General features: G+C 62.8%; 17 protein-coding genes and 4 tRNA genes. 3 read left to right on the forward strand and 18 right to left on the reverse strand.

Going from position 1 to position 21,054, the window contains the following annotated elements; all coding sequences use genetic code 11:
* Positions 1–2: 2 nt before the first annotated feature.
* The 6 genes from AC6R19_RS13715 to AC6R19_RS13740 form a co-directional block, all read right to left on the reverse strand.
* Positions 3–78: transfer RNA gene (locus tag AC6R19_RS13715), tRNA-Val, on the reverse strand.
* Positions 79–179: 101 nt separating this feature from the next.
* Positions 180–2,429 (reverse strand): DUF6351 family protein, encoded by a 2,250-nt coding sequence (locus tag AC6R19_RS13720; RefSeq protein ID WP_500580402.1) that lies wholly within the window; start codon positions 2,427–2,429, stop codon positions 180–182.
* A 302-nt stretch (positions 2,430–2,731) separates the two neighbouring features.
* Positions 2,732–3,355: an adenylyl-sulfate kinase gene (gene cysC / locus AC6R19_RS13725; RefSeq protein ID WP_500580403.1), complete on the reverse strand. Its 624-nt coding sequence runs from the start codon at positions 3,353–3,355 to the stop codon at positions 2,732–2,734.
* A 339-nt stretch (positions 3,356–3,694) separates the two neighbouring features.
* Positions 3,695–3,770 (reverse strand) — tRNA-His (locus AC6R19_RS13730).
* A 244-nt stretch (positions 3,771–4,014) separates the two neighbouring features.
* A tRNA-Arg gene (locus tag AC6R19_RS13735) sits at positions 4,015–4,091 on the reverse strand.
* A 19-nt stretch (positions 4,092–4,110) separates the two neighbouring features.
* A tRNA-Pro gene (locus tag AC6R19_RS13740) sits at positions 4,111–4,187 on the reverse strand.
* A gap of 292 nt (positions 4,188–4,479) precedes the next feature.
* On the opposite strand from AC6R19_RS13740, the gene folD reads away from it, so the two are divergent.
* The 3 genes from folD to AC6R19_RS13755 all read left to right on the forward strand — a co-directional run bounded on the left by folD (position 4,480) and on the right by AC6R19_RS13755 (position 7,244).
* Positions 4,480–5,328, forward strand: coding sequence for a bifunctional methylenetetrahydrofolate dehydrogenase/methenyltetrahydrofolate cyclohydrolase FolD (folD, locus tag AC6R19_RS13745; RefSeq protein ID WP_500580404.1), 849 nt, complete (start codon positions 4,480–4,482; stop codon positions 5,326–5,328).
* Positions 5,329–5,444: 116 nt separating this feature from the next.
* The gene (gene rsuA, locus AC6R19_RS13750; RefSeq protein WP_500580405.1) at positions 5,445–6,137 is read left to right on the forward strand and encodes a 16S rRNA pseudouridine(516) synthase RsuA; all 693 of its coding nucleotides are present in this window, start codon (positions 5,445–5,447) and stop codon (positions 6,135–6,137) included.
* 96 nt (positions 6,138–6,233) lie between these two features.
* The gene (locus AC6R19_RS13755; RefSeq protein WP_500580406.1) at positions 6,234–7,244 is read left to right on the forward strand and encodes a class I SAM-dependent methyltransferase; all 1,011 of its coding nucleotides are present in this window, start codon (positions 6,234–6,236) and stop codon (positions 7,242–7,244) included.
* A gap of 171 nt (positions 7,245–7,415) precedes the next feature.
* Here the strand turns inward: AC6R19_RS13755 and AC6R19_RS13760 are convergent, their stop codons facing one another.
* The 12 genes from AC6R19_RS13760 to AC6R19_RS13815 form a co-directional block, all read right to left on the reverse strand.
* A complete protein-coding gene (locus AC6R19_RS13760; protein WP_500580407.1) occupies positions 7,416–7,871 on the reverse strand; it encodes a hypothetical protein in 456 nt (151 codons plus the stop codon).
* Between the two features lie 104 nt (positions 7,872–7,975).
* Complete coding sequence (locus tag AC6R19_RS13765) at positions 7,976–8,722, reverse strand: methyltransferase domain-containing protein (protein ID WP_500580408.1); 747 nt, start codon at positions 8,720–8,722, stop codon at positions 7,976–7,978.
* A gap of 11 nt (positions 8,723–8,733) precedes the next feature.
* Positions 8,734–9,219 carry a GAF domain-containing protein gene (locus AC6R19_RS13770; RefSeq protein ID WP_500580409.1) on the reverse strand — a complete coding sequence of 162 codons (486 nt, stop codon included), beginning with the start codon at positions 9,217–9,219 and terminating at the stop codon, positions 8,734–8,736.
* Between the two features lie 109 nt (positions 9,220–9,328).
* Positions 9,329–9,787 carry a hypothetical protein gene (locus tag AC6R19_RS13775; protein ID WP_500580410.1) on the reverse strand — a complete coding sequence of 153 codons (459 nt, stop codon included), beginning with the start codon at positions 9,785–9,787 and terminating at the stop codon, positions 9,329–9,331.
* A gap of 308 nt (positions 9,788–10,095) precedes the next feature.
* Positions 10,096–11,325, reverse strand: a complete 1,230-nt coding sequence (locus AC6R19_RS13780) for a Wadjet anti-phage system protein JetD domain-containing protein (protein WP_500580411.1) — start codon at positions 11,323–11,325, stop codon at positions 10,096–10,098.
* Positions 11,326–11,443: 118 nt separating this feature from the next.
* On the reverse strand, positions 11,444–15,070 hold the full coding sequence (locus tag AC6R19_RS13785; protein WP_500580412.1) for an ATP-binding protein: 3,627 nt from the start codon (positions 15,068–15,070) through the stop codon (positions 11,444–11,446).
* Positions 15,071–15,136: 66 nt separating this feature from the next.
* On the reverse strand, positions 15,137–15,844 hold the full coding sequence (locus tag AC6R19_RS13790; protein WP_500580413.1) for a DUF4194 domain-containing protein: 708 nt from the start codon (positions 15,842–15,844) through the stop codon (positions 15,137–15,139).
* Entirely contained in the window at positions 15,837–17,264 is a 1,428-nt protein-coding gene (locus AC6R19_RS13795) for a Wadjet anti-phage system protein JetA family protein (protein WP_500580414.1), read from the reverse strand. Before AC6R19_RS13795 ends, AC6R19_RS13790 begins: the two co-directional genes overlap by 8 nt.
* Positions 17,265–17,279: 15 nt before the next feature.
* Positions 17,280–17,468 carry a DUF3012 domain-containing protein gene (locus AC6R19_RS13800; protein WP_500580415.1) on the reverse strand — a complete coding sequence of 63 codons (189 nt, stop codon included), beginning with the start codon at positions 17,466–17,468 and terminating at the stop codon, positions 17,280–17,282.
* Positions 17,465–17,686, reverse strand: a complete 222-nt coding sequence (locus tag AC6R19_RS13805; protein ID WP_500580416.1) for a hypothetical protein — start codon at positions 17,684–17,686, stop codon at positions 17,465–17,467. Before AC6R19_RS13805 ends, AC6R19_RS13800 begins: the two co-directional genes overlap by 4 nt.
* A gap of 25 nt (positions 17,687–17,711) precedes the next feature.
* Positions 17,712–19,085, reverse strand: coding sequence for a cysteine--tRNA ligase (gene cysS, locus AC6R19_RS13810; RefSeq protein ID WP_500580417.1), 1,374 nt, complete (start codon positions 19,083–19,085; stop codon positions 17,712–17,714).
* Positions 19,086–19,293: 208 nt separating this feature from the next.
* Positions 19,294–20,967 carry a glutamine--tRNA ligase/YqeY domain fusion protein gene (locus AC6R19_RS13815; RefSeq protein WP_500580418.1) on the reverse strand — a complete coding sequence of 558 codons (1,674 nt, stop codon included), beginning with the start codon at positions 20,965–20,967 and terminating at the stop codon, positions 19,294–19,296.
* Between the last annotated feature and the right edge of the window lie 87 nt (positions 20,968–21,054).

Raw genomic sequence — 21,054 nt, forward strand, 5'->3', positions numbered from 1 at the left:
AGTGGTGGGTGGTACAGGGGTCGAACCTGTGACCTACGGCTTGTAAGGCCGCCGCTCTCCCAACTGAGCTAACCACCCGTTGCTCTGCTTTCTCTAGCCTGGGGCCTTGCCCCTCGAGCGACGCGCATCATACCGGATTGCACTGACCTGTCAACAAAAAACGCGCCAATAATTTGCAGTTACCGGCCCTCCTGCCCCCGCGGCAGGGAAACCGGCAGCGGCTGGGCTTCCACCTCTTCCTGCCTGTCCCTCGCCAGGTGATCAATGGGCTGGCGGTAGTCCGGTTCGATCAGTTGGCCGGCGATTTTCACCGGCGTCTCACCGGGAATCAGGTCTTCACTGGGGCGGGCCAGGTCCGGTTGGTTGTAGTTGCAGACACCGGTGGGGAAGATCCGCTGCATGTCGTCGATACGCGCGGCGATTTCCTTCGTATGAGCACCGTAGACACCCTTGGCCAGCGCCCTTTCAACCGGCTGCAGGGCGCATTTGAATATGTCACCGCTGATCGGCCCGCCAGCCACTTGGCGCGGGGTGCTGTAAATGGGGTATTCCTGCATGCACTCGCCGATGGGCTGGCTGTTCCAGTCGCCGTTCCAGACCCCCTCCCCCGCCATCATCACGTTCCCCTCGCGATCGAAACACTGATCGCTGGCATCCACCGGGCGATTGGCGGCCACCCCGGCCTGCGGGTTGTCGATGATGTTCTGCATCCAGCGGTCCACGGTATCCAGGGCTTCGTCCAGCGGCGTGTAGTTCTTGTGGCTGACCCAGATCAGCTGGTTGTCGGCGTGGCCGCGGGCGCGGCGGATACGCTCGCGGGCGGAGAAGGAGGCCGAGCTGTGGTGCATGTCCAGATCACCGTCCAGGTAGTGGCGCAGGTCGATGATCGGAATCTCCACATCGCCGAGGAACACGTGGCCCGAACGGTAGATAGCCTCGATCGCCTCCCGGCTGGCGCGACTGCGCCTGGCCGGCTTGTCGAGGTTGCCCAGGTTCATGTTCTGCTCGCTCCAGACGGACAGCTCCACCGGGAAGACACTTCCGTTGAGGAACCAGAGTTTTTCATCGCCCTGGTCGATGGGGGGCTTCCAGCCACCGATGGTGGCGTTGAGGGTCAGGAAGGTGTCTACGGAGATATCGCCATTCACCAGCGCCTGCAGGCCGTACTGCACCCCCTCGTTGTCCCAGGCGCTGTTGGCATAGCCGGTTTCATCGGCGCCGTAGAACCGGCGCAGGTCCTCCCAGTGGGTCCAGTGGGTCTTGCCTGCCACCTCGTCGGAGAAACTCTTGATAAAGTGCACGAAGTTGGGGTTGTTCACCAGCGGCACCAGCCCGCGCCAACCCTGGGTGCACTCGGTGGCTCCCTCGGTGCCGTCGCGGTAGCGGCCGTCGAACAGGGCCGCGGCCAGCTTGAGGGTGCGGAAGCGGCTGCTGAAGTCCTTGCTGGCGGACAGGCCCTGGATGACCGTGCGCTCCGCCGCGTTGCGCCAGCGCGGATTGTCCGCATCCACCACGTCGAAGAAGTACTCCAGCGGCTCGCAATCGAAGACGTAGATGGTCTGGCTGACCATGTCCGGATAGGAATAGAGAGGGATGGCCGCGTCCAGCAGTCCCGGCGCATTCTGCGCAAACAGATACTGCTGTATGGCGCCGCCCGAGCCGCCAAGCCCGACGGTGTACAGGGGCTCGCCGTAGAGGGCGGTGAATTGCTTCTTGAGCCGGCGCGCGGTGTCCTCCGCCAGCCAGATGTTGTAATGGTTGCTGGTCTGGTTGGCGGTGGAGTAGACGATCGCGTAACCCCGCGCCAGATGGTCCGCACGGCGGGTTACTATGTCGCTCTTGCCGATATCCCCCTGGCGGCGGCCGACACCCACACCGCCGCGCATCTGGTAGATCAGGCGGCGGTTCCAGTTGCTGGGACTGGGTTTGCCGGCGGACTCCCCCTCCCCTTTCAGCACCGCGATGGCATAGAAGAAGCGGTTGATGGTGCCCGTCTCCAGGCGCACCACGAAGTCCGTGAGCCGGCCGTTGACCGTAACCTGATCGATGTCGCCGTCGGCCTCCTCCAGCGGGTGGAAGTCGCCGTCCTTGGTGCTGCGGTAGTAGTAGGCGACTTCCGTGGGATGGCTGCAATCGCGGCTGTAGCCGATGATCTCGTCGGTCCTCTCGCCCTTCTCGTCGAGGGCGAACACAGGAACCCCCTCCCCTAGCTGGTTGTCCACCAGCGGCTGGCGATCGGTGACACTGTTTTCACCGCAGAGGAAAGGATAGCTGGAGGGACCCGCGAACAGGGTTTCCACAGGGCCTATCTCGCCGATGGTAATGGGGAAAGGGAAATACTCCGGCGGGCGCTCCATCACCCGCGGGTGGGGTCCGGAGTAGGCGGGCATGGGGTGGTGGTCCAGGGCCCCTTCGGGAACCCCGACCACGGGGGCCTCCGGCACGTCGGGAATCCGGGGTAGCTTTTGATATCCGTACCAGGCGCCAATCCCCACCAAGGCCACAAGTGCAAAAAAAACCCCAGAGAGAATCCCTGCTCTCCGAACCGACATACACGCCTCCACAGTTGCTTACGTCGTTATTTGGTACAACCTGAGTAAGTATATGTACGGATGGGCGGGCCTACCGGCAGTTGGCGCCTGAAGACACGCGAATGGGGAACGATCTGCGGCCCAGATTCACGGGGCAAGAAGGGAGCCCGAGTCGCGGACTCCCTCAGGGGAAGGATAGGTCAGGCGATAATGCCACGGGACTGCAGATTGGAAATGATCATCTCAACCTCGTCCTCCAGGGTCATCTGGTCGGTGCGTAGATGCAATTCGGGGGAGGTCGGCGCCTCATAGGGGTCATCTATACCGGTAAAGCCGCGGATCTCGCCGGCGCGGGCCTTCTTGTACAGGCCTTTGGGATCACGGGACTCCGCCTCTTCCAGGGAGCAGTCCACGAAGACTTCCAGGTATGGCAGTTCGCCCTCTTCATGGATGCGGCGCACCATTTCGCGGTCTTCGCGGTAGGGGCTGATAAAGCTGCTCAGCACTACCACGCCGCTGTCGGCGAACAGCTTGGAGATCTCACCCACGCGGCGGATGTTCTCCTGGCGGTCTTCGGCGGAGAAGCCGAGGTTGGAGTTGATACCCAGGCGGATGTTGTCACCGTCCAGGCGGTAACTCAGTACACCGCGGGCAGCCAGCGCCTTTTCCACCGCGACGGCGACGGTGCTCTTGCCGGAGCCGGACAGGCCGGTGAACCAGAGGGTCACACCCTTGTGGCCGAGAAGGCTCGCCCTGTCATCGCGGGTCACATCGCCCTCGTGCCAATGCACATTCGTCGCCTTGCGCTCAACTGTTACGGTCACCGATCACTCCAAGTCTCAATTCTTCATTTCTATGCTTCTTTCGGCAGCCCTTATAACCAAAAGCTATCGAAAGATCGGGGTGCTTATTATCAAACAATGCCGCAGGCACCGTAAAGCACCTGCTTATAGTATCAGGACTCCAAAACGAGAAAGCCCGGCATAAGGGCTCGCGTAGGGATAACTTCTGCATTCGAGCGCATCTGCGCCACGCCTGCGGTGTTGCACTTCTTGACAAGGCGCGCCATTGCCGGCGAAGTGCGCCTTGCCGGCGCGGCGCAGCTGCGCTCTCGGTGCGACGAAGTTATCCCTACGCGAGCCCTAAGCCGGGCTTTCGGGAAATGGGGTGGCCGACGGGGATCGAACCCGCGACCTCAGGAGCCACAATCCTGTGCTCTACCAACTGAGCTACGGCCACCATAGAAAGTGATATGTCATTGCGCCCTGTGGCGACGCAATCTGGTGGATGCGCTTGGCGCTTATCCACCCTACCTCCGACCGGGCCGCTAAGCCCGGCAGGGCCAAAACGGCCGCTTGCGAAGCACCGCTTCGCGGTCGTTTTGGCGCCCATCAGCTTGCTGATGGGCCGGAATAGTCCTGCGACTACAAGCTGGCAGCGGACCCTATCGAAGTCGCCGAGCTAACACTAGCCACTAACAATATGGCACGCCCGGCAGGACTCGAACCTGCGACCATCCGCTTAGAAGGCGGATGCTCTATCCAGCTGAGCTACGGGCGCAAGGTAAACCCGATAAACGTGGTCGGGGCAGAGGGATTCGAACCCCCGACATCCTGCTCCCAAAGCAGGCGCGCTACCAGACTGCGCTATGCCCCGCAAACCTTCTTTCATCGCTGGGGCCGCGCCTTGCGAACAGCTACTGTAGTGCAGTTTCGAAGCCGCCTCCCTTGCGAAGAGCGCGCATAATACTGACAGCCCCCGGGGGAGTCAACGGCGCTAAGCTATTCTTTTTGCAGAAGTTTAGCCCCTCAACCGGGGCCCGTGACCAGGTGGGGAAATTATTCGCGGCCTGTGCGAAAATAGCGCGCTTCGCAATCCGGGCCGGATGCCGCACAAGGGCCTCTTCCGGCCAATCAGCCCAAGATTCCTTATTGTTTGAGATACACCTATGTCTGCACTGGTTCTGGACGGCAAAGCCCTGGCACAGAAAACGGAAGAAGAACTCTCGGCCCGCGTGGCCGCACTGAAGGAGAAGAGCGGCGGTCAGACGCCGATCCTGGCGACCATCCTGGTGGGCGACGACCCCGCCTCCGCCACCTACGTCAAAATGAAGGGCAATGCCTGCCGCCGCGTCGGCATGGACTCCCTGCAGGTGGAACTGCCCTCTTCCACCACCACCGAGCAGCTACTGACCAAGATCGAAGAGCTGAATGCCAACCCCAATGTGCACGGCATTCTGCTGCAGCACCCGGTGCCGGCGCAGATCGACGAGCGCGCCTGCTTCGATGCCATCGCCCTGGACAAGGATGTGGACGGGGTGACCTGCCTCGGCTACGGCCGCATGGCCATGGGTGAGGAGGCCTACGGCTGCGCGACCCCCAAGGGCATCATGCGCCTGCTGGAGGCCTACAATATCGACATCGCCGGCAAGCACGCCGTGGTCGTCGGCCGCAGCCCCATCCTGGGCAAGCCGATGGCGGCCATGCTGCTGAACGCCAATGCCACAGTGACCATCTGCCACTCCCGCACCCGGGACCTGGCCGAGCATATCCGCCGTGCGGACATCGTTGTCGGCGCCGTGGGCAAGCCGGAATTCATCAAGGCCGAGTGGATCAAAGACGGCGCCGTGGTGGTGGATGCCGGCTATCACCCCGGCGGCGTCGGCGATATCGAGCTGGGCCCGCTGGCGGAGCGCGCCGCCGCCTACACGCCGGTGCCCGGCGGCGTCGGCCCCATGACCATCAATACGCTGATCTACCAGTCGGTGGATTCGGGCGAGCGCAAGATCGGGGGTTGATCTACCCCGCTCCCCAACCCTCTCCCCCAGGGGGAGAGGGAGTAAACTCCGAAAATTTTCAGTAGTCGCCCGCACCCAAGCCTCCTCCCCGGATTCAGGAAGGAGAGGAAACATCCATGCGCCTAGATAAAGCCGTAAGCCAGGTCACCGACCTCTCCCGCTCGGACGTCAAGCGCGCCGCCAGGGCGGAGCGTATCACCGTCAATGGAGAAGTAGTGACGGACCCGTCCACCAAGGTGGCGGAGACAGACACCCTGTGCCTGGACGGTGAACCACTGCTGGAGCCGGGCCCGCGCTATTTTATGCTGCACAAGCCACTGGGCTACGTCAGCGCCACCAAGGACAGCGAGCACCCGACGGTGCTCGACCTGATCGACGAGCCCAACAAATACAATCTGCATATCGCCGGCCGCCTGGATATCGACACCACCGGCCTGGTGCTGCTCACCGACGACGGCCAGTGGTCCCACAAGGTCACCTCCCCCCGCCACCACTGCGACAAGACCTACTACGCGCACTTGGCGGAGAGGATCGACGAGGATGCGATCGAGAAATTTGCCAGGGGTATCTGGCTGGAGTACGAGAAGAAGAGAACCAAGCCGGCCAAGCTGGAAATCCTCTTCGCCAACGAGGTGCGACTCACCATCAGCGAGGGCCGCTACCACCAGGTCAAGCGCATGTTCGCGGCGCTCGGCAACAAGGTACTGGAGCTGCACCGCGAACGGATCGGCGACATAGTCCTGGACGAAGACCTGCAGGAAGGGGAGTACCGCCCCCTCACCCAAGAAGAAATCGCCTCGGTGAAATAGCTTCTTAGGATGGGCAAAGCGCAGCGTGCCCATCAACTCTCACCCAGTGGGCACGTCGCTGCGCTCCTTTGCCCACCCTACAAACCTGAAAACTGAATGGTCACGTTACTCAGCCAGGAACTGCAGATAGACCCCCGGGAAACCCTGTGGATCGCCGACGAAAACAGCAAGGCTCTGCTGCAGCGGGGTTTTTCCTTTGCCGGCGACCTGCTCAGCAACCGCTGGGATATCGCCAGGCTCGCCGAGGGCAAAACCGGGCGCAGTTTTTTCAGCGATTTCCATTTCGAGGAACTGGAGCGCAACTACCGCCGCATCGTCTACCCGGTCTCCAAGGAAAAGGCGGTGGTGCACCATATCATCAACCGCGCACCGCAATTCCTCGACGAAGGCGGCGAGCTGGTGCTGCTGGGTGGCAAGCAGAGCGGTATCAAAAGCTATGCGGCCAAGGCGGCGCAACGGTTTGGCTGCACCAGACAGTTGCAAAAACACGGCACGGAATACACGAGCAGCAATCCGCTGCACGGCCGCGGCGGTGAGAAAATCGACGACCAGGATTACACCAGACTGCGCCGGCCGGAGGAGCTGGACGGACTCTACAGCAAACCCGGCCTGTTCGGCTGGAACAAGATCGACCGCGGCAGCGCCCTGCTCGCCGAGCAGTTTCGGGATCACCTGCCGCCCGCGGATGCCGGCGTGCTCGATCTCGGCTGCGGCTACGGCTACCTGTGCGCGCAACTGTCCAGGCACGGGCACTTCCACTTTACCGCCACTGACAACAATGCCGCCGCCCTGCTCGCCTGCGGTAAAAACTTCCACGAGCTGGGACTGGAGGGGGTGGTGGTGCCGTCCGACGCCGGCGCCGAACTGGAAGGCGGGATCGCCGACCTGCTGATCTGCAATCCACCTTTTCACCAGGGATTCCAGGTGGAGGGGGACCTGACAAATCGCTTTCTCTCCCAGGGCGCGCGCCTGCTGAAACCGGCCGGATTCGCACTCTTCGTGGTCAACGAGTTTATTCCGCTGTCGAGGAAGGGGCGGGATTACTTTTCCGAAGTGCAGCTGCTGGTCAAAGACAAGGGCTTCTGCGTCTACAAGCTTATTCTGTAGGTACTCTGTTCACGCTCGAGGTTCTAACGGCTCGTCATACCGCGCAGGCCGGCATCCAGTTCAGTGCCACCTGGATTCCGGCCTGCGTTGGTATGACGACAATACGATGAAGGGGCGAACACAAGGTTCGCCCCTACGCGTCAGATTCCACGGAGTTGCAGTTTCCGCGGCTTAGTAATCCCGCAGATTGAACAGATTCATCGACAGGGTATGCTCCTCCAGCTCCTCCAGTTCCCGCAGGCGCTCGAAGGCATCCCGTGCCGACGGTGTCTCGGCGCCCTGGGCCAGGTCGCGGTACTGGTCCGATAAATACATCTCGATGTCCATCGCCAGTTTGGCGATCTCATCCAGGTCGGTGATGTCGACATTGCGCAGTCGCTGCAGGAACTCCTTCTCGCGCCCCTCCGGGGCGAACTGGACCCAGGTGTGCAGGGCGCCGGGGGTCAGGTCGTCGTGGAAGTTTTCCAACGAGTGCTTCATGGAATCCTCCCGCCGTCGCAGCTGGTCCAGCAGCAGCTCTATGCGCCTGTCGGTGGCGAGTTGCTCGTACTCCGCGTACTGCTGCGCCAGCTTGGCATGAAAGTCCCGCCCTTCCTGGATCACTTCCTCCACAGTTTTGTACCGCATCGACCGGCCCCGGAACACAATATGCTTTTTTTCAGTATAGACACGGGGTGACAACGGGCGCCAACCGATATTGGCGCAGCGGTTAGCCTGAGATGGCTGGAAAATCAGGGAAGACGTTTCAGTCGACAGTCCAGCCGCCGGGATGGGTTGCGGGGGTTGATGGCATCCGGCGCGCGGGATGCCAGGCCGGCCAGGGACAGCGGCTGACGGCTGACGGCCAGTACACAGTTTTCATAGGCAGGCAGTTCAGCAGTCCAGCCGCCGCGCAGCTGTCCGCGAATGGATTTTTCCCGCCAGCCGCTGGCCAGCAGTTCGCGGCGGCTGCCGAAATTGCCGACCAGCAGGCCATCCGGGCTCAGCAGTTGCAATAGCTTTCCACACCAGTGCGAATCCGCCACAACGGTGCGCTCCGCCTCGCCACTGCCGTGGCCAAAAAGGTCGTCGATAACCAGGTCAAAGGAACCCTGTTCTTTTGCTCTCAGCTGGTCGGCGACAAAATCCCTCGCATCGGCGCGCACCAGCTCGGCATCGCGCACACCGAAGTACCTGCGCGCCACCTGCAGGTGGGTCGCATCCAGGTCCACGCCGACAATCCTGGCCGGCCCGACAAACCGCTGCAGCAGGCGGACCAGGGCGCCGCCGCCCACACCCAATAGCAGCACCGAGCGGATCCGCCGTTCGGGAATAAAGAAGGCCGGCAATAGCAACAACTCCCACAGGGACCCCTTCAACGGATCCCGCGGATTCCACTGGGAGTGAAAGACGCCGTTGCTGTAGAGACGCACGCTGGCACCGTGACTGCGCACCTGGTAGTGGTTGCTCCCCACCCGCTTCTGCCATAGCAGCGCCATCAGCTGCCCCCCTAAAGGCTATGGGGAATAACGGGGGGAATTTCAGAGCAGTTCAGCAGGACGCGGGCAAACTCCTGCAGCCCGGCCAGGTCCTCGACGGTGAAGCGCGCCAGGCTGGGACTGTCGACATCCAGAACACCGAGACAGCGCCCCCCGGCGTAGAGGGGAATCACCACCTCGGATGCGGAGACCGCATCGCAGGCGATATGGCCGGGAAACCGGTGCACATCCTCCACCAGTTGCGGCTCGCCGGTCGCCACAGCCGTACCGCAGACCCCCGCGCCGACCGGAATCCGCGTACAGGCCGGCTTGCCCTGGAAGGGCCCCAGGCGCAGTTCATCGCCGTAGAGGAAATAGAAGCCGGCCCAATTGATATCCTCGAGCTCCATAAACAGCAGCGCGCTGGCGTTGGCGGTATTGGCCAGCCAGTCCCGCTCCCCGGACAGCAGGGCCGCCAGCTGCTCGCTGAGTGAAGAATAAAAACTGTTCGATGACATAATCCGCTCCGGGCTGATAAATCCTGGCTCAGCATAACGACAAAGCCCCCAAACTGTCCGGGGACAATCTGGGGGCTGGCGGCGCGAATTCAATGCGCGAAGACAGGCTCTACTGGTAGGGATCCACCGGCTGTTGCGAATCCGAATCGCCGGAACTGGCCGGCTGGTACTGTTCCGCATCGACCGTGGGGCGATTCCACTCGGCACCGTCCCCTTCTTCACCGCCTCCGGCGCGGATGGCCGGCGGTGCGCTGGTGACGTCGGACGCGATCAGCTGACGCGAACTGCCGGTTTCGGCAGTGCGCACCGGCGCCGTCCTGACCGGGCGTTCCTCACCGCGGATGCGGCCGGCGATGGTCTTCAGGTCCGGGCGGCGGCGCTCCGCCAGCTTGACCGCCTCCAGCTCGCCGTTGAGCCGGTTGACCTCCGCCTGGAGGTCCCCCAACTGCGCCTGCAGCTCGGTGATCTGGGTCAATACCCCCTTGACCTTGCGGCTCTCCTTTTCGTACAGCACCGCGGCACCGCCAAAGGCGAGGACAAAGACAACCAGAATGGAAAACTGACGCATGGTAATCTCCGGAAAATTCCCTTTTAGGCAAAGGGTATTATTTACAGCAAATTGGCCGCATCTTCCGAGAACCTGCGCATAAAACGCAATAGTGGAAACTGACTGCCGAGCCTTGGTCAGGCCCGCCAGACTGTGCTCCCAGTGGTTAGCGGCGAGTGTGTAGGCTGGGGTGAGTCTTGCGACCAAATTTGCCGGGAGCAAATTGGGACGCCGAAGGCGCCCGAAGGGCGAGCGCCACGGATGGCGCGAGTCAACCCCATTGCCCCGGGACCCGTTGGGCTTCGCTGCACTCAGCCCAACCTACGTGTCTAGAGGCCGGCGAATTGTGTTGCGGCAAGCAGCTGCTCCGGCGTCACCGCCTCCTGGTCCACGTAGCGGCCGAACTGCCACAGCGCCGGGACCAGCTCCCCATCGGCATATTCGCAGCCGGTACTCTCGATGGCCCGCTGCCCGATCTTCCTGGCCTGCTGTGGCCGGTGGCCACCGCCAGCGCGCAGCCGCTCGAGCATCGGCTCGTAACCCGGCCGCCAGCAGTCGAGGTCAGTAAAACTGCGCCGCAGGGCGGCGGCTATCTGCATGCCCTCGTAGTCCAGGTCGCCCCAGAAGTACACCGGCAGCTCCTCCGCGCCCTGCCCCTGCCACCACTGCAGGAAATCCCGGCGCGCCGATTGCGGTGCCTCGTTCAGTGTGCTGAAGCGGGCCACGCCGGGCGCGCGCACCCGCGCGGCGCCGCCGCGGTAGCCCTCGATATAGACCAGGGCGGTGGTCTCGGGTCGGCAGTCCGCCAGCATCAGGAAGGAGTCCTGGTTCTCCACCAGCAGCACCCGCTCGGTCTGTTGCGGCAGGTACAGGTGCATCAGCAGCGGCCGCTCGCGGACTCTACCGCAGAGGCTTGGGAAGAGCGCGCGCACCAGTGCCTGGCGCCCCTCCCCGTCCAGGTATTTGGAGTCGCCGAGAAAACAGCGTGCCGACAGCTGGCGCCAGGAGAGGCTGTCGCTGCGATCCAGCTCCCCGCCCACTGAAGCCCAACAGGCCAGCAATTCTTCGAAACTGTCGAAACCGGGATCCAGCTCCACGCCGCCCGGCGGAAGGCCGCCCCGCGGAAAAGAGTCCGGATTTTCAAAGCGGCCGGCAAATCTGGTCAGCGCCGCCTGCCATTCCGGGTCCACCCGCTGCGGGCGCGGTCTGTCCAGCCACTCGCGAATCATCGCCTCGCGATTGTCTTCGAAGTAGAGACGCGCCCCCTGCCAGGGGGCGGCACCAGTCGACCGGCGCGCCGGCGTTTTGATGGAGAAGCAGCGGTAGTCCTGGGACAGCCATTTCAGCTCGTCCCAGAGCTCGCCGTCGTCGTAGGTTGGGTCGGCGAAAGGTGCCAGGGCGGCACGCAGGGCCCGGGGCGCCTTTGGGGGATCCAGGGTCATGGCGATGGTTTTTTCCTCGCCGGAGAGAATCTGCTCGTCCCGCTTGTCGAGCACGTATTCCAGCAACCCCATGATCACCGGATTTGCCGCCGCCAGATCGGGAATGCGCCTGGTCATGCTCTTCTCTCCCTATTTTCACCTATGCCCCCTGTAGGAGCGGCCGGTGGCCGCGATCGGTATCTGCCAGTAGCCACATCGATCGCGGCCAACGGCCACTCCTACAGAAGAGTCTGCCTCAAGTTTCTACCAGCTCCATAAAATCCAGCGACGCCTGCTGGCGAATCGTGCGGCGGTGGTTGGCCCAGAGCTCGGCGATCTTCTCCCGGTTGCAGACCTTGCGGTCCACATAGACGCGGGTGTTGAGCTGGCCGATGGTTTTGGCACTCGGGCACTTGCTGAACACGAACTGGTTGGAGATCAGGTCCATAAAGGGCCCCGACTTGCTGCTGGGCATGATAAACAGCAGCTGCAGGCCCAGGGTCTCGGTCAGGTAGCGGATCACCTCTTTGGAGCGGGACTCGTCCATCTTGGAGAAGGCCTCGTCCACCAGCACCATCTGCAGGTGGCTGCTGCCCTCGTTGAAGCGGAAGGCCGAGGTCACCGCCGCGGAGCGGATGATGTACGCCGGTGTTTCCAGCTGGCCGCCGGAGCCGGTGCCGTACTGGCTGAGCGCTATCGGCTCCTTGCCCTCGGGCTCCTTGAAGATCTCGTAGTTGCGGTAATTCCTGTAGTCGCTGATGCGATCCAGCTCCCGCCGCGCCAGCTGTTCGTCGTCGGAGAGCAGCATATCCAGCAGCCTGTCGCGCACCTTCTGCTGCGCCGGGGACAGCTGGGCGTCGAACAGGCTCTCCTCCTCGCCCAGGCTCGGCAGCTCGATCACCGCCTTGAAGAAGTTCCAGTACTCCCGGAACTCCGGCACCCAGCTGTAGGCGAAGCGGAAGCGCTCGCGGTCGGCGCCGAAGCGGTGGTGCTCCAGCTCTTTGTTCAGGTCGTCCAGCACCCGCTTGCCGTCGTTGATGGACTGGTAAATGGCGTGGCACAGATGAGTGACGAAGGTGGTATTGAAGGATTTCTTCAGCCCCAGCAACTGCTCGTGGCGGTCCACCAGCAAATTGTTTTTCAATCGGTTGCGCAATGCCTCCACCTGGTCGTGCAGGCTGCACACCAGTTTGAACAGCGCCTCATTGTGGCCCGCGGCCAGGTCCGGTTCGAACGCCAGGGTATCGCCGGCGGCGCAGTGGGCGTTGTAGTCCATCACCGCCCTGTCCAGCTGGCGACTGTATTTCTCCAGTAGGCCCTGCCACTCCTCGATGTCTGCACCGAAGTCGAAATTGTCGCCGGCGCGCCCGGCCTGTTCGTCCGCCTGTTCCAGCACCTTCTCGGCATCGTAATCGGGACGTATCTGCGCTATGCGACGCACCGCGGCTTCGCAGTCGCTCAGCGCCTCGTCCAGAGAGTCCAGCTCAGCCGACAGCGCCTTCAGTTGCTTGCCGGTATTTTCCAGGTCGCGTTCCAGTTTGCCGGCGTCGTGCAGCAACGACGACTGCAGTTTCTGTTGCGCCTGCAGCTGTTCCTTCAGCTCCGCCACCTGCCGCTCCAGCTGCTCGCAGTCTTTCAGGTCCAGGTTTTCAAGTGCCTGCTCGGCGCTGCGCCACTCGCGCTGGGCGGCCAGGGCCGCGTCCACCACCGGCAGCAGCTGCAGTCCGTTCAGGTCGCGCACCGCGGCGGCCACCCGGCGGTACAGGCTGTGCTGCTCGTTGACCTGTGCGGCTTCCGCCAGCAGCTGCTCCAGCGCCTGCTGCTGCGCGGCCAGCGCGCGGGCGCGGGCGCCCTGACCAAACACCAGTTCGGCGTCGTCGATATCGCAGCGCCACATACTGTAGTTGCCGCTGGCCATGCCGTCGGCGGTCAGGCCACGGCGGGTGCCGCGCAGTTCGTTCTCATCCCGCACTTGCAGCACCGAGCCGTAGGAGGCGCGCAGATAGTATTCGGCGGTCTTGTGGTTGAACTCCATCAGTTCGACGATGGAGTCTTTTGGCATCGATGCCCGCTCGGCATCGCGGCGCGCCTTGTCCCCCTGGATCACCCGCGCGCGGTTGTTGCGCCCCGGCAGGTTGCGGACTATGCGGATGGCCGCGGCCTCGTAGTCCGGCTCGACGATAATCGAGAAGCGCGCACCGCCAAGGTAGCCCTCCACCGCCATCTGCCAGCGCTCGTCCAGCACTTCCACATAATCGCACAATACCCGCGGCTCGGCCTGGGGACACTGCTCGCGGATGGCCGCCAGGGCCTGCTCCACCGACTGCGGGTAGCGCACGCGGTTGGCCTGCAGGTGCTGGATGCGGCTCTCCTGAGTGTGCAGTTTTTGCTGCAACTGCTGCACCTTCAGTTCCCAGCGGGATACCTGCTGGTTTATCTGTTCCCGCAACGAGGTGTCGCTCGATTCGGTACCGGAAATCAGGCCGTACAGCTTGTTGTGCAACGCCTCGGCTTCGGCGGCGCGCTCGCGCAGCGGATCCAGCGCGGCCAGGTCTATCCAGTCCTTGCCCAGCAGCTTGTGCAGGTCCGGCAGATCCTCCTCGCGGGCCAGCTGTTTGATGCACTGCGCCAGGGCCTTGTTGCGCAGCGCCGGGATTTCCAGCTCCGCGGCGGTGCCGTTCAACAGTTCCAGCAGTTGGCCGGCGGCGTCGCGGTTGCGCTGCCAGCATTGCTCCTGGATCGCCAGCGGACCGCCCTGCTCCGACAGCTGGCGGTGTGCGTTTTTGATGCGCTGTTCCAGTTCGTCCTTGGTGCGCAGGGCGTCGATACCCAGGCGCTGGGCCTGCAGTTCCACCAATTGCTGGTTCAGCTGTTCGGCGCGCTCCGAGGCCAGGCGCGTCTCGCGCTCGTTGCTCTGCAGGTCCGCGCGCAGCTGCTGCTGGTTCTGTTTGCCGGCGAGATAGGTTTTCTGCACCCGCAACTGGCGGTGGCGCGCCTGCAGGTATTCCTGCAGGCGCAGTTGCAGCCACTGCTCGCGGTACAGGTCCGCGGACCTGGCAATCTGCTCCAGGGACGCGACCCGCTCGACGATCTGGCGCGCCTCCAGCTCCATGGCGTGGATGGTTTTCATCAACTCGGAGACGGAACGGATGGCATCGCCCAGATCGCGCTTCTCCAGCACCTCCTGGGCGACGAAGTCGTTGATGCTCTTGACCGGCTTGTAGGCCATAAAATTGGAGAAGGTGCGCGCTGCATGCATGGCCTCGCGGTCCGGCACCGCGTCGCGGCGGCCGCGCAGGGCGCCGTAGAGGCGGCGCAGGTAGGCCTTCTTCTTGTCGTACTGCTCGACCTTCTCGAACTGTTTGCCCAGCACCGAATGGAACTTGTCCAGCGGCAGCAGGTGCTTGCCGTCCTTGTACTCGCGGATAAAGTCGCCGATGGACAGCTGCTCGCCGGGGAAGATAAAGAAACGCAGGTCGTCCTGGCGTGCCTGGGCCGGCTTGCTGCTGGTGTCCAGGTGGGCGCGGATGGCCATTACCGAGGTGAAGGGGTCGCCGTCCTCACCGGCAGTGGGATGGAAGACGCCGGCGATGTAACAGTCCGTCGGCTGCAGGCGCGCGTAGCTGCCGTCGTCACAGCCGAGCACATAGGAGGCCAGGGTGCGCACCTGCTTGCCGCCGCGGCCGCGCTGGGTGGTTTCGTCCTGGCCCGGGTTGAAGGTGAACAGGGTGTCGTGGGCCGCGGTCATCAGCGTCTGGATGGCATCGGCCGCCGTGGTCTTGCCGGAGCCGTTGCCGCCGGAGAATAAATTGATAGGGCCGAATTCGTATTCCAGCTGGGGGATATTGCCCCAGTTGATCAGGATCAGTTTTTTCAGAAACATGCGAATTGCGCGTGCTCAGCAGTTATTTTTTATTTGTAGAGTGGATAAGCGTCAAGCGCATCCACCCTACGATTCGGTTTCGACGAAGAGGCTGTGATCCTCGCTGTCCGGGGTTATGCGTTCCACCTCTTCCGTTTCCTGTTCCTGCGGCTGTCCGTCGAACAGCTGCTGCAGCGTCTCTTCGCTGACAAAATGGGCGATGGTCGGGCGCACCCGCAGCCAGATTTCCGCGAGGGTCTCCGCCTCGTCGCCGGTGAACTGCACCAAGCGCAATTGGCGCAGTTTTTTCAGCAGGTTTTTGCGCTCCGCCAGCTTGTCCGGCAGGGACATTTTCAGCAGGTTTCGCAGGCCCAGCTCCAGCGCCTCAAGGGAGAGCGCGACGCAGCCACTCTCATCCACCTGCCCTTCCCGGAGTGCCTTGTCGTACTCGACCCGTAGCACCAGTATGGCCGCCACCTCCTGCTGGGTCAGGCGCGCGCGGAAGCCGCCGTGGTGGGGCTCCTCCTGGTCCGGCATACCCGGCACCTCGGCACCGGGGGGGTAGACGCGGATAAACTGGAAGCGGCTGTCGTGCTGCAGGCGCAGCCCCAGGGGTGCCAGCCATTCGCGGATCAGCTGTTCACAGCGCTGGAAGCGGTCGTACAGGATCGTCTCCACCTGGCTCTCGTCGCGGCAGATAACGCCGTAGTCCAGCAGGCGCACCAGCAGCTCGGAGAATTCCCCGCGGGTCAGCTTGCACTTTTCCAGCGCTTCTTCCAGGGCCTGTTCAATCACTTTCTTTCAGTTCCAGGATGTATTCGTCAAATTTCTCGAAATAGTCGTTGCTGGCGGTCTCGCCGGTGAATTCCACCGTCAGCGCCGCGGCGCCGCTCTGGTTGACCGCGGCCGCCTCCAGTGCGTGGCTCATCGCCAGCAGGTCGCGGGCATCTCTCAGCGGCAGGTCGCGGCTGTTGATACGGCGGCCGCTGCCGAGGGCATCCTGCAGGTAGTGGCGCAGGTCGCCGCCGTTGAAATTGAAGGCCTGGTCAAGCAGCTGCTGCAGCACTATGTCCCGGCGGCTGTCCTCGGCCAGCGGTGCCTCCTCATCCACCCGTGTATTGACCGGCTGGCGGCGGCTGCGCTGCCACAGCTGAGTCTGCCTGGGGTCGAACAGGCGCAGCTGGAAACCGCCCAGTTCATCGCCGAGTTTTTCCAGCAGCGCGGATTTCTCCGGGTTGTCGCCGAGGCGCTGGCACAGGTCGGCGAAGTCGCCGTCCGACTGGCTGTGCAGGTAACTCAGCTGGCGGATGATGATATCGGCGCGCTTGGTGAATCCCTGCAGCGCGCGGCGCAGCGCCGGCAGCTTGATCTCGCAGGCGCGGCGCATGCGGTCCTCGATGGTGTCCAGCATCAGCCACAGCAGCGAGCGGCCCTCCTCCACCAGCTCCGGCAGCAGCTGGCGCAGGCGCCTCTCCCACTCCGCCTTGAGGGCCTTGTCCTTGCGGCGGATGCGCGCTATCACCTTGCCGATGGAGTCGCGGTGTTTCTCCACGCTGTCCGCGGACAGGCGGATGGCCAGGTCCGGCTGGAAGCGGCTCTCCATAAAGGAGAAGAACTCGTCGGTGGCCTGCTGCACCAGCAGCTGCGCCTCCACCTCTCGCACCAGCTCGCGCTTGCGCTCCTCCAGCTCGGCGATCATGTCGGTGAAGTCGGCGACGATGCGTTCGGAATATTCCCAGGCGTCGATCAGGTCGTGGATCTCTCCCCGGCCCGCGAAGGCCTCCAGCGCATTGAGGGTGTTGCGGGTATTGCGGTGGCGGGTGCGCACACGGGTGCTGTTGACCTCCACCAGCGGCTGGGTGAACAGGCGGCCGCGGCGGCTGAAGGGATAGGTGGCGGACAGGGTCGCGCTGTCCACCTGCTTTTCCAGCCAGCCAAAATCAACCAGTGTGTTCAGCACCCAGCCGGCCTGCTCGCGCAGGTTTCTGAAACGGCTTTCGGGTTCCTGGGAGTTGTCATCGCTGTCCAGCTGCGGCGCGCGGGTCAGGGCCTCGGCAAAGATTTCCAGTATCTGCTCGCGCGCCAGCGACTCGCCGTAGTCCGCCTTGGCGGTGTACAGGCGCTCGTACAGCAGGCGCAGGCATTCCACCACCTGTTCGCGGTATTTACCGGTGAGCGGGCGGAAGAAGTGCTGGTAGGCGTCGACGAAGAACAACGGCGTCGATTCCGCTTATTCTTCTTCGGGCTTCTGCTTGAATACGCAGTACTTGGTGTAGTCGCTGGCGTCGTTCAGGGTCCACTCGCCCTTGGGGACTTCGTCCATTTTCTTGCACCACTTCTCCGAGCCACGTTTGGGTTCGCAGGCGGTGAGGGTCAGCAGGGCGGCGATGGAGGTTGTGAGGACAAATATTTTTTTCATTCTGCCTTCTGTTTATTTGTAGGATGGGCAAAGCGCAGCGTGCCCATCAGCCTAGTTTGATGGGCACGCTGCGCTTTGCCCATCCTACGAAATTTTGCCTGTAGGAGCCTGCTTGCAGGCGAAAAGAAAAGGACTCCGTAGTTATTCGCCTGGCAGATTTTTGCTCCTGCAAAATCTGCATTTCCGCTGGGCGGCACTCCGCCATCCATGGCGGTCACAGCAGGCTCCTACAAAGTACAGTTTCTATTCCCGGCGCCACTTGGTACCTTCGCGGCTGTCTTCCAGCACCACCCCCTTGGCCTTCAGTTCCTCGCGGATCTCGTCGGCGCGGGCGAAGTTCCTGTCTTTCTTGCTCTGGGCGCGCTCGGCGATCAGCCGTTCGATTTCCTCTTCACTGATCTCCTCGCCGCCACGGGCCTGTTTGAACCAGGCCTCGGCGTCCTGCTGCAGTATGCCCAGTTGCTGGCCTGCGGCCAGTAACAAGGCCTTCCAACGCGCCTTTCCGGCGTCATCGGACTTGTTCAGTTCTTTGGCCATCTGGTGCAGTTCGCCAATGGCAATGGGGGTATTCAGGTCGTCCTCGAGAGCGGCCATAAATGCGGCGCCCCCGAGATCCACCTCTTCTTCTTTTATGCTTTGCGCCTCGCGCAAAGCACCATAGAGGGAGTCGAGGCTGCGCCACGCCTGGTCCAACAGGTCAGAACTGAAATTCAGTTCCGAGCGGTAGTGGGCGGACAGCAGCGCGAAGCGCAGCACCTCGCCCGGGTACTGCTTGAGCAGGTCGTTGACCATGCGGAAGTTGCCCAGGGACTTGGACATCTTCTCGCCCTCGATATTGACGTAGCCGTTGTGCATCCAGTAGCGCACGAAGTCGACGCCGTTGGCGCAGCAGCTCTGGGCGCGCTCGTTCTCGTGGTGCGGGAAGGTCAGGTCGCGGCCGCCGCCGTGGATATCGATGGTGTCGCCCAAGTGCTTCTTGATCATCGCCGAGCACTCCAGGTGCCAGCCCGGGCGGCCGCGGCCCCAGGGGCTGTCCCAGCCGGGCTCGTCTTCGTTGGAGGGCTTCCACAGTACAAAGTCGCCCGCATACTTTTTGTAGGGCGCCACTTCGACGCGGGCGCCGGCGAGCATATCGTCCAGGGAGCGCTTGGACAGCTGGCCGTAGTCCTCCATTGTCTCCACCGCAAAGAGCACATGGCCCTCCGCGGCGTAGGCGTGCCCCTTCTCGATCAGCCGCTCGATCATGTCGATCATTTCCGGCAGGTGCTGGGTGGCGTAGGGGATGACGTCCGGCTCCAGGTTGTTGAGCGCGGCCATATCCTCGAAATAGGCCTGGGAGAAGCGCGCCGACAGGGCCCCGATCTCCTCGCCGTTGTCCCGCGCCGCCTTCATGATCTTGTCGTCGATATCGGTGATATTGCGCGCGTAGATCACGTCGCTGAAGTTTTTCTTCAGCAGGCGGTAGAGGGTGTCGAAGACCACCGCCGGGCGGGCGTTGCCGATATGTACGCGGTTGTAGACGGTGGGGCCGCAGACGTACATGCGCACCCGGTCTTCCACCAGCGGTTTGAAGGTTTCTTTCTTTCCGGAGAAAGTGTTGTAGAGCTGTAGAGGCATAACTTCAGTTTTTCGCGGCCACAAGGCCGCTCCGATTGCTCGTTCTTTTCTGGCTGCGGGGCGGGCCTGCTGCCGGTGGTTCTTTGCGGGACACGCCGTGAATACATCCCTGTAGGCTTGTCGGCGAGGTCCCTCTAGCCAACAGTCCCGCAAAGAACCACCGACATCAGGTCCTTCGCATCAACCTTTTGCGTTCTTACTCGACTACTTATGTATCCTGTTCCTTGGCCCAGCTGTCGCGAAGGCCGATGGTGCGGTTGAATACCGGCTTTTCCGCGCTGCCGTACTTGTTGTCGCGACAGAAGTAGCCGTTGCGCTCGAACTGGTAGCTCTGTTCCGGCTCCGCCTGCGCCAGGCCGATTTCCGCCTTGCAGCCTTCGAGAATCTTCAGGTTGTCCGGGTTCACGAAGTCGAGGAAATTCTTGTCGCCGGAATCCGGGGCCGGGTCGCTGAACAGGCGATCGTAGAGACGCACCTCACAGTCGACGTTCTTCTCGGCGGAGACCCAGTGGATCACGCCTTTGGGCTTGACGCCGTCCGCCGGGTCCTTGCCCAGGGTGTCCAGATCCACGGAGCAGATGATCTCGACTATCTCGCCGGCGTCGTTCCTGACCACCTCGTCCGCCTGGATCACATAGGCGTTGCGCAGGCGCACCTTCTTGCCCAGCACCAGGCGCTTGTACTTCTTGTTGGCCTCCTCGCGGAAGTCCTCCTTTTCAATATAGAGGGTGCGGGTGAACGGCAGTTCCCGCGACGGCAGATCGTCGCGCACCGGGTGGCCGGGGGCACTGAGCATCTCCTCCCTGCCCTCCGGGTAGTTGCTCAGGGTGACCTTGAGCGGCTCCATCACGCACATGGCGCGCGGGGCGTTTTTGTCCAGTTCGTCGCGGATGCAATATTCGAGCATGCCCACGTCCACCACCGAGTCGGAGCGGGTCACGCCGATCATCTCGCAGAAGTTGCGGATGGCCCTGGGCGGCACGCCGCGGCGGCGCTGACCGGACAGGGTCGGCATGCGCGGGTCGTCCCAGCCGTCCACATGCTTTTCGTCCACCAGCTGCTTCAGCTTGCGCTTGGATACCACCGTGTAGTTCAGCTGCAGGCGCGCGAACTCGTACTGGCGCGGGCGCGCCGGCACCGGCAGGTTGTCGATAAACCAGTCGTACAGGGGCCTGTGGTCCTCGAACTCCAGGGTACAGATGGAGTGGCTGATCCCCTCGATCGCATCGGACTGGCCGTGGGCGAAGTCGTAGCTGGGGTAGATGCACCACTTGTCGCCGGTCTGGTGGTGGGCCATCTTCTTGATGCGGTAGATGATCGGGTCGCGCAGGTTGATGTTGGGCGCGGCCATATCGATCTTGGCGCGCAGGCTGCACTCGCCCTCTGCCATCTCGCCGTTCTTCATCTGCTCGAACAGCGCCAGGTTTTCCTCCACCGGGCGGTCGCGGTAGGGGCTGTTTTTGCCCGGCTCGGTCAGGGTGCCGCGGTAGTGGCGCGCCTCTTCCGGGGACAGGTGGCAGACGTAGGCCTTGCCCTCGTTGATGAGATGCAGGGCCCAGTCGTACAGCTGGTCGAAATAATCCGAGGTGTACTTGGCCTCGCCATTCCACTGGAAGCCCAGCCAGGAGACGTCACGCTTGATCGCGTCTACATACTCTTCCTCTTCCTTGGCCGGGTTGGTATCGTCGAAGCGCAGGTTGCAGGTGCCGCCGAACTCCTGCGCCAGGCCGAAATTGAGGCAAATGGACTTGGCGTGGCCGATATGCAGGTAGCCATTGGGCTCCGGCGGGAAGCGGGTGGCCAGTTGGGATACCCGGCCCTCGGCCAGGTCTTCGCGAATGATGTTCTGTAAAAAGTGAGCGGGCTTGCTCTCGGATGTCATAGGATTCTCTATATACAGCTCGGCGATGTAAGCGGCGGATTATAGCCTAGCACCGGGACCCTTTTGCACTACTGCGGCCAGCGGGTA

The organism is Microbulbifer sp. SE14, assembly GCF_059834885.1.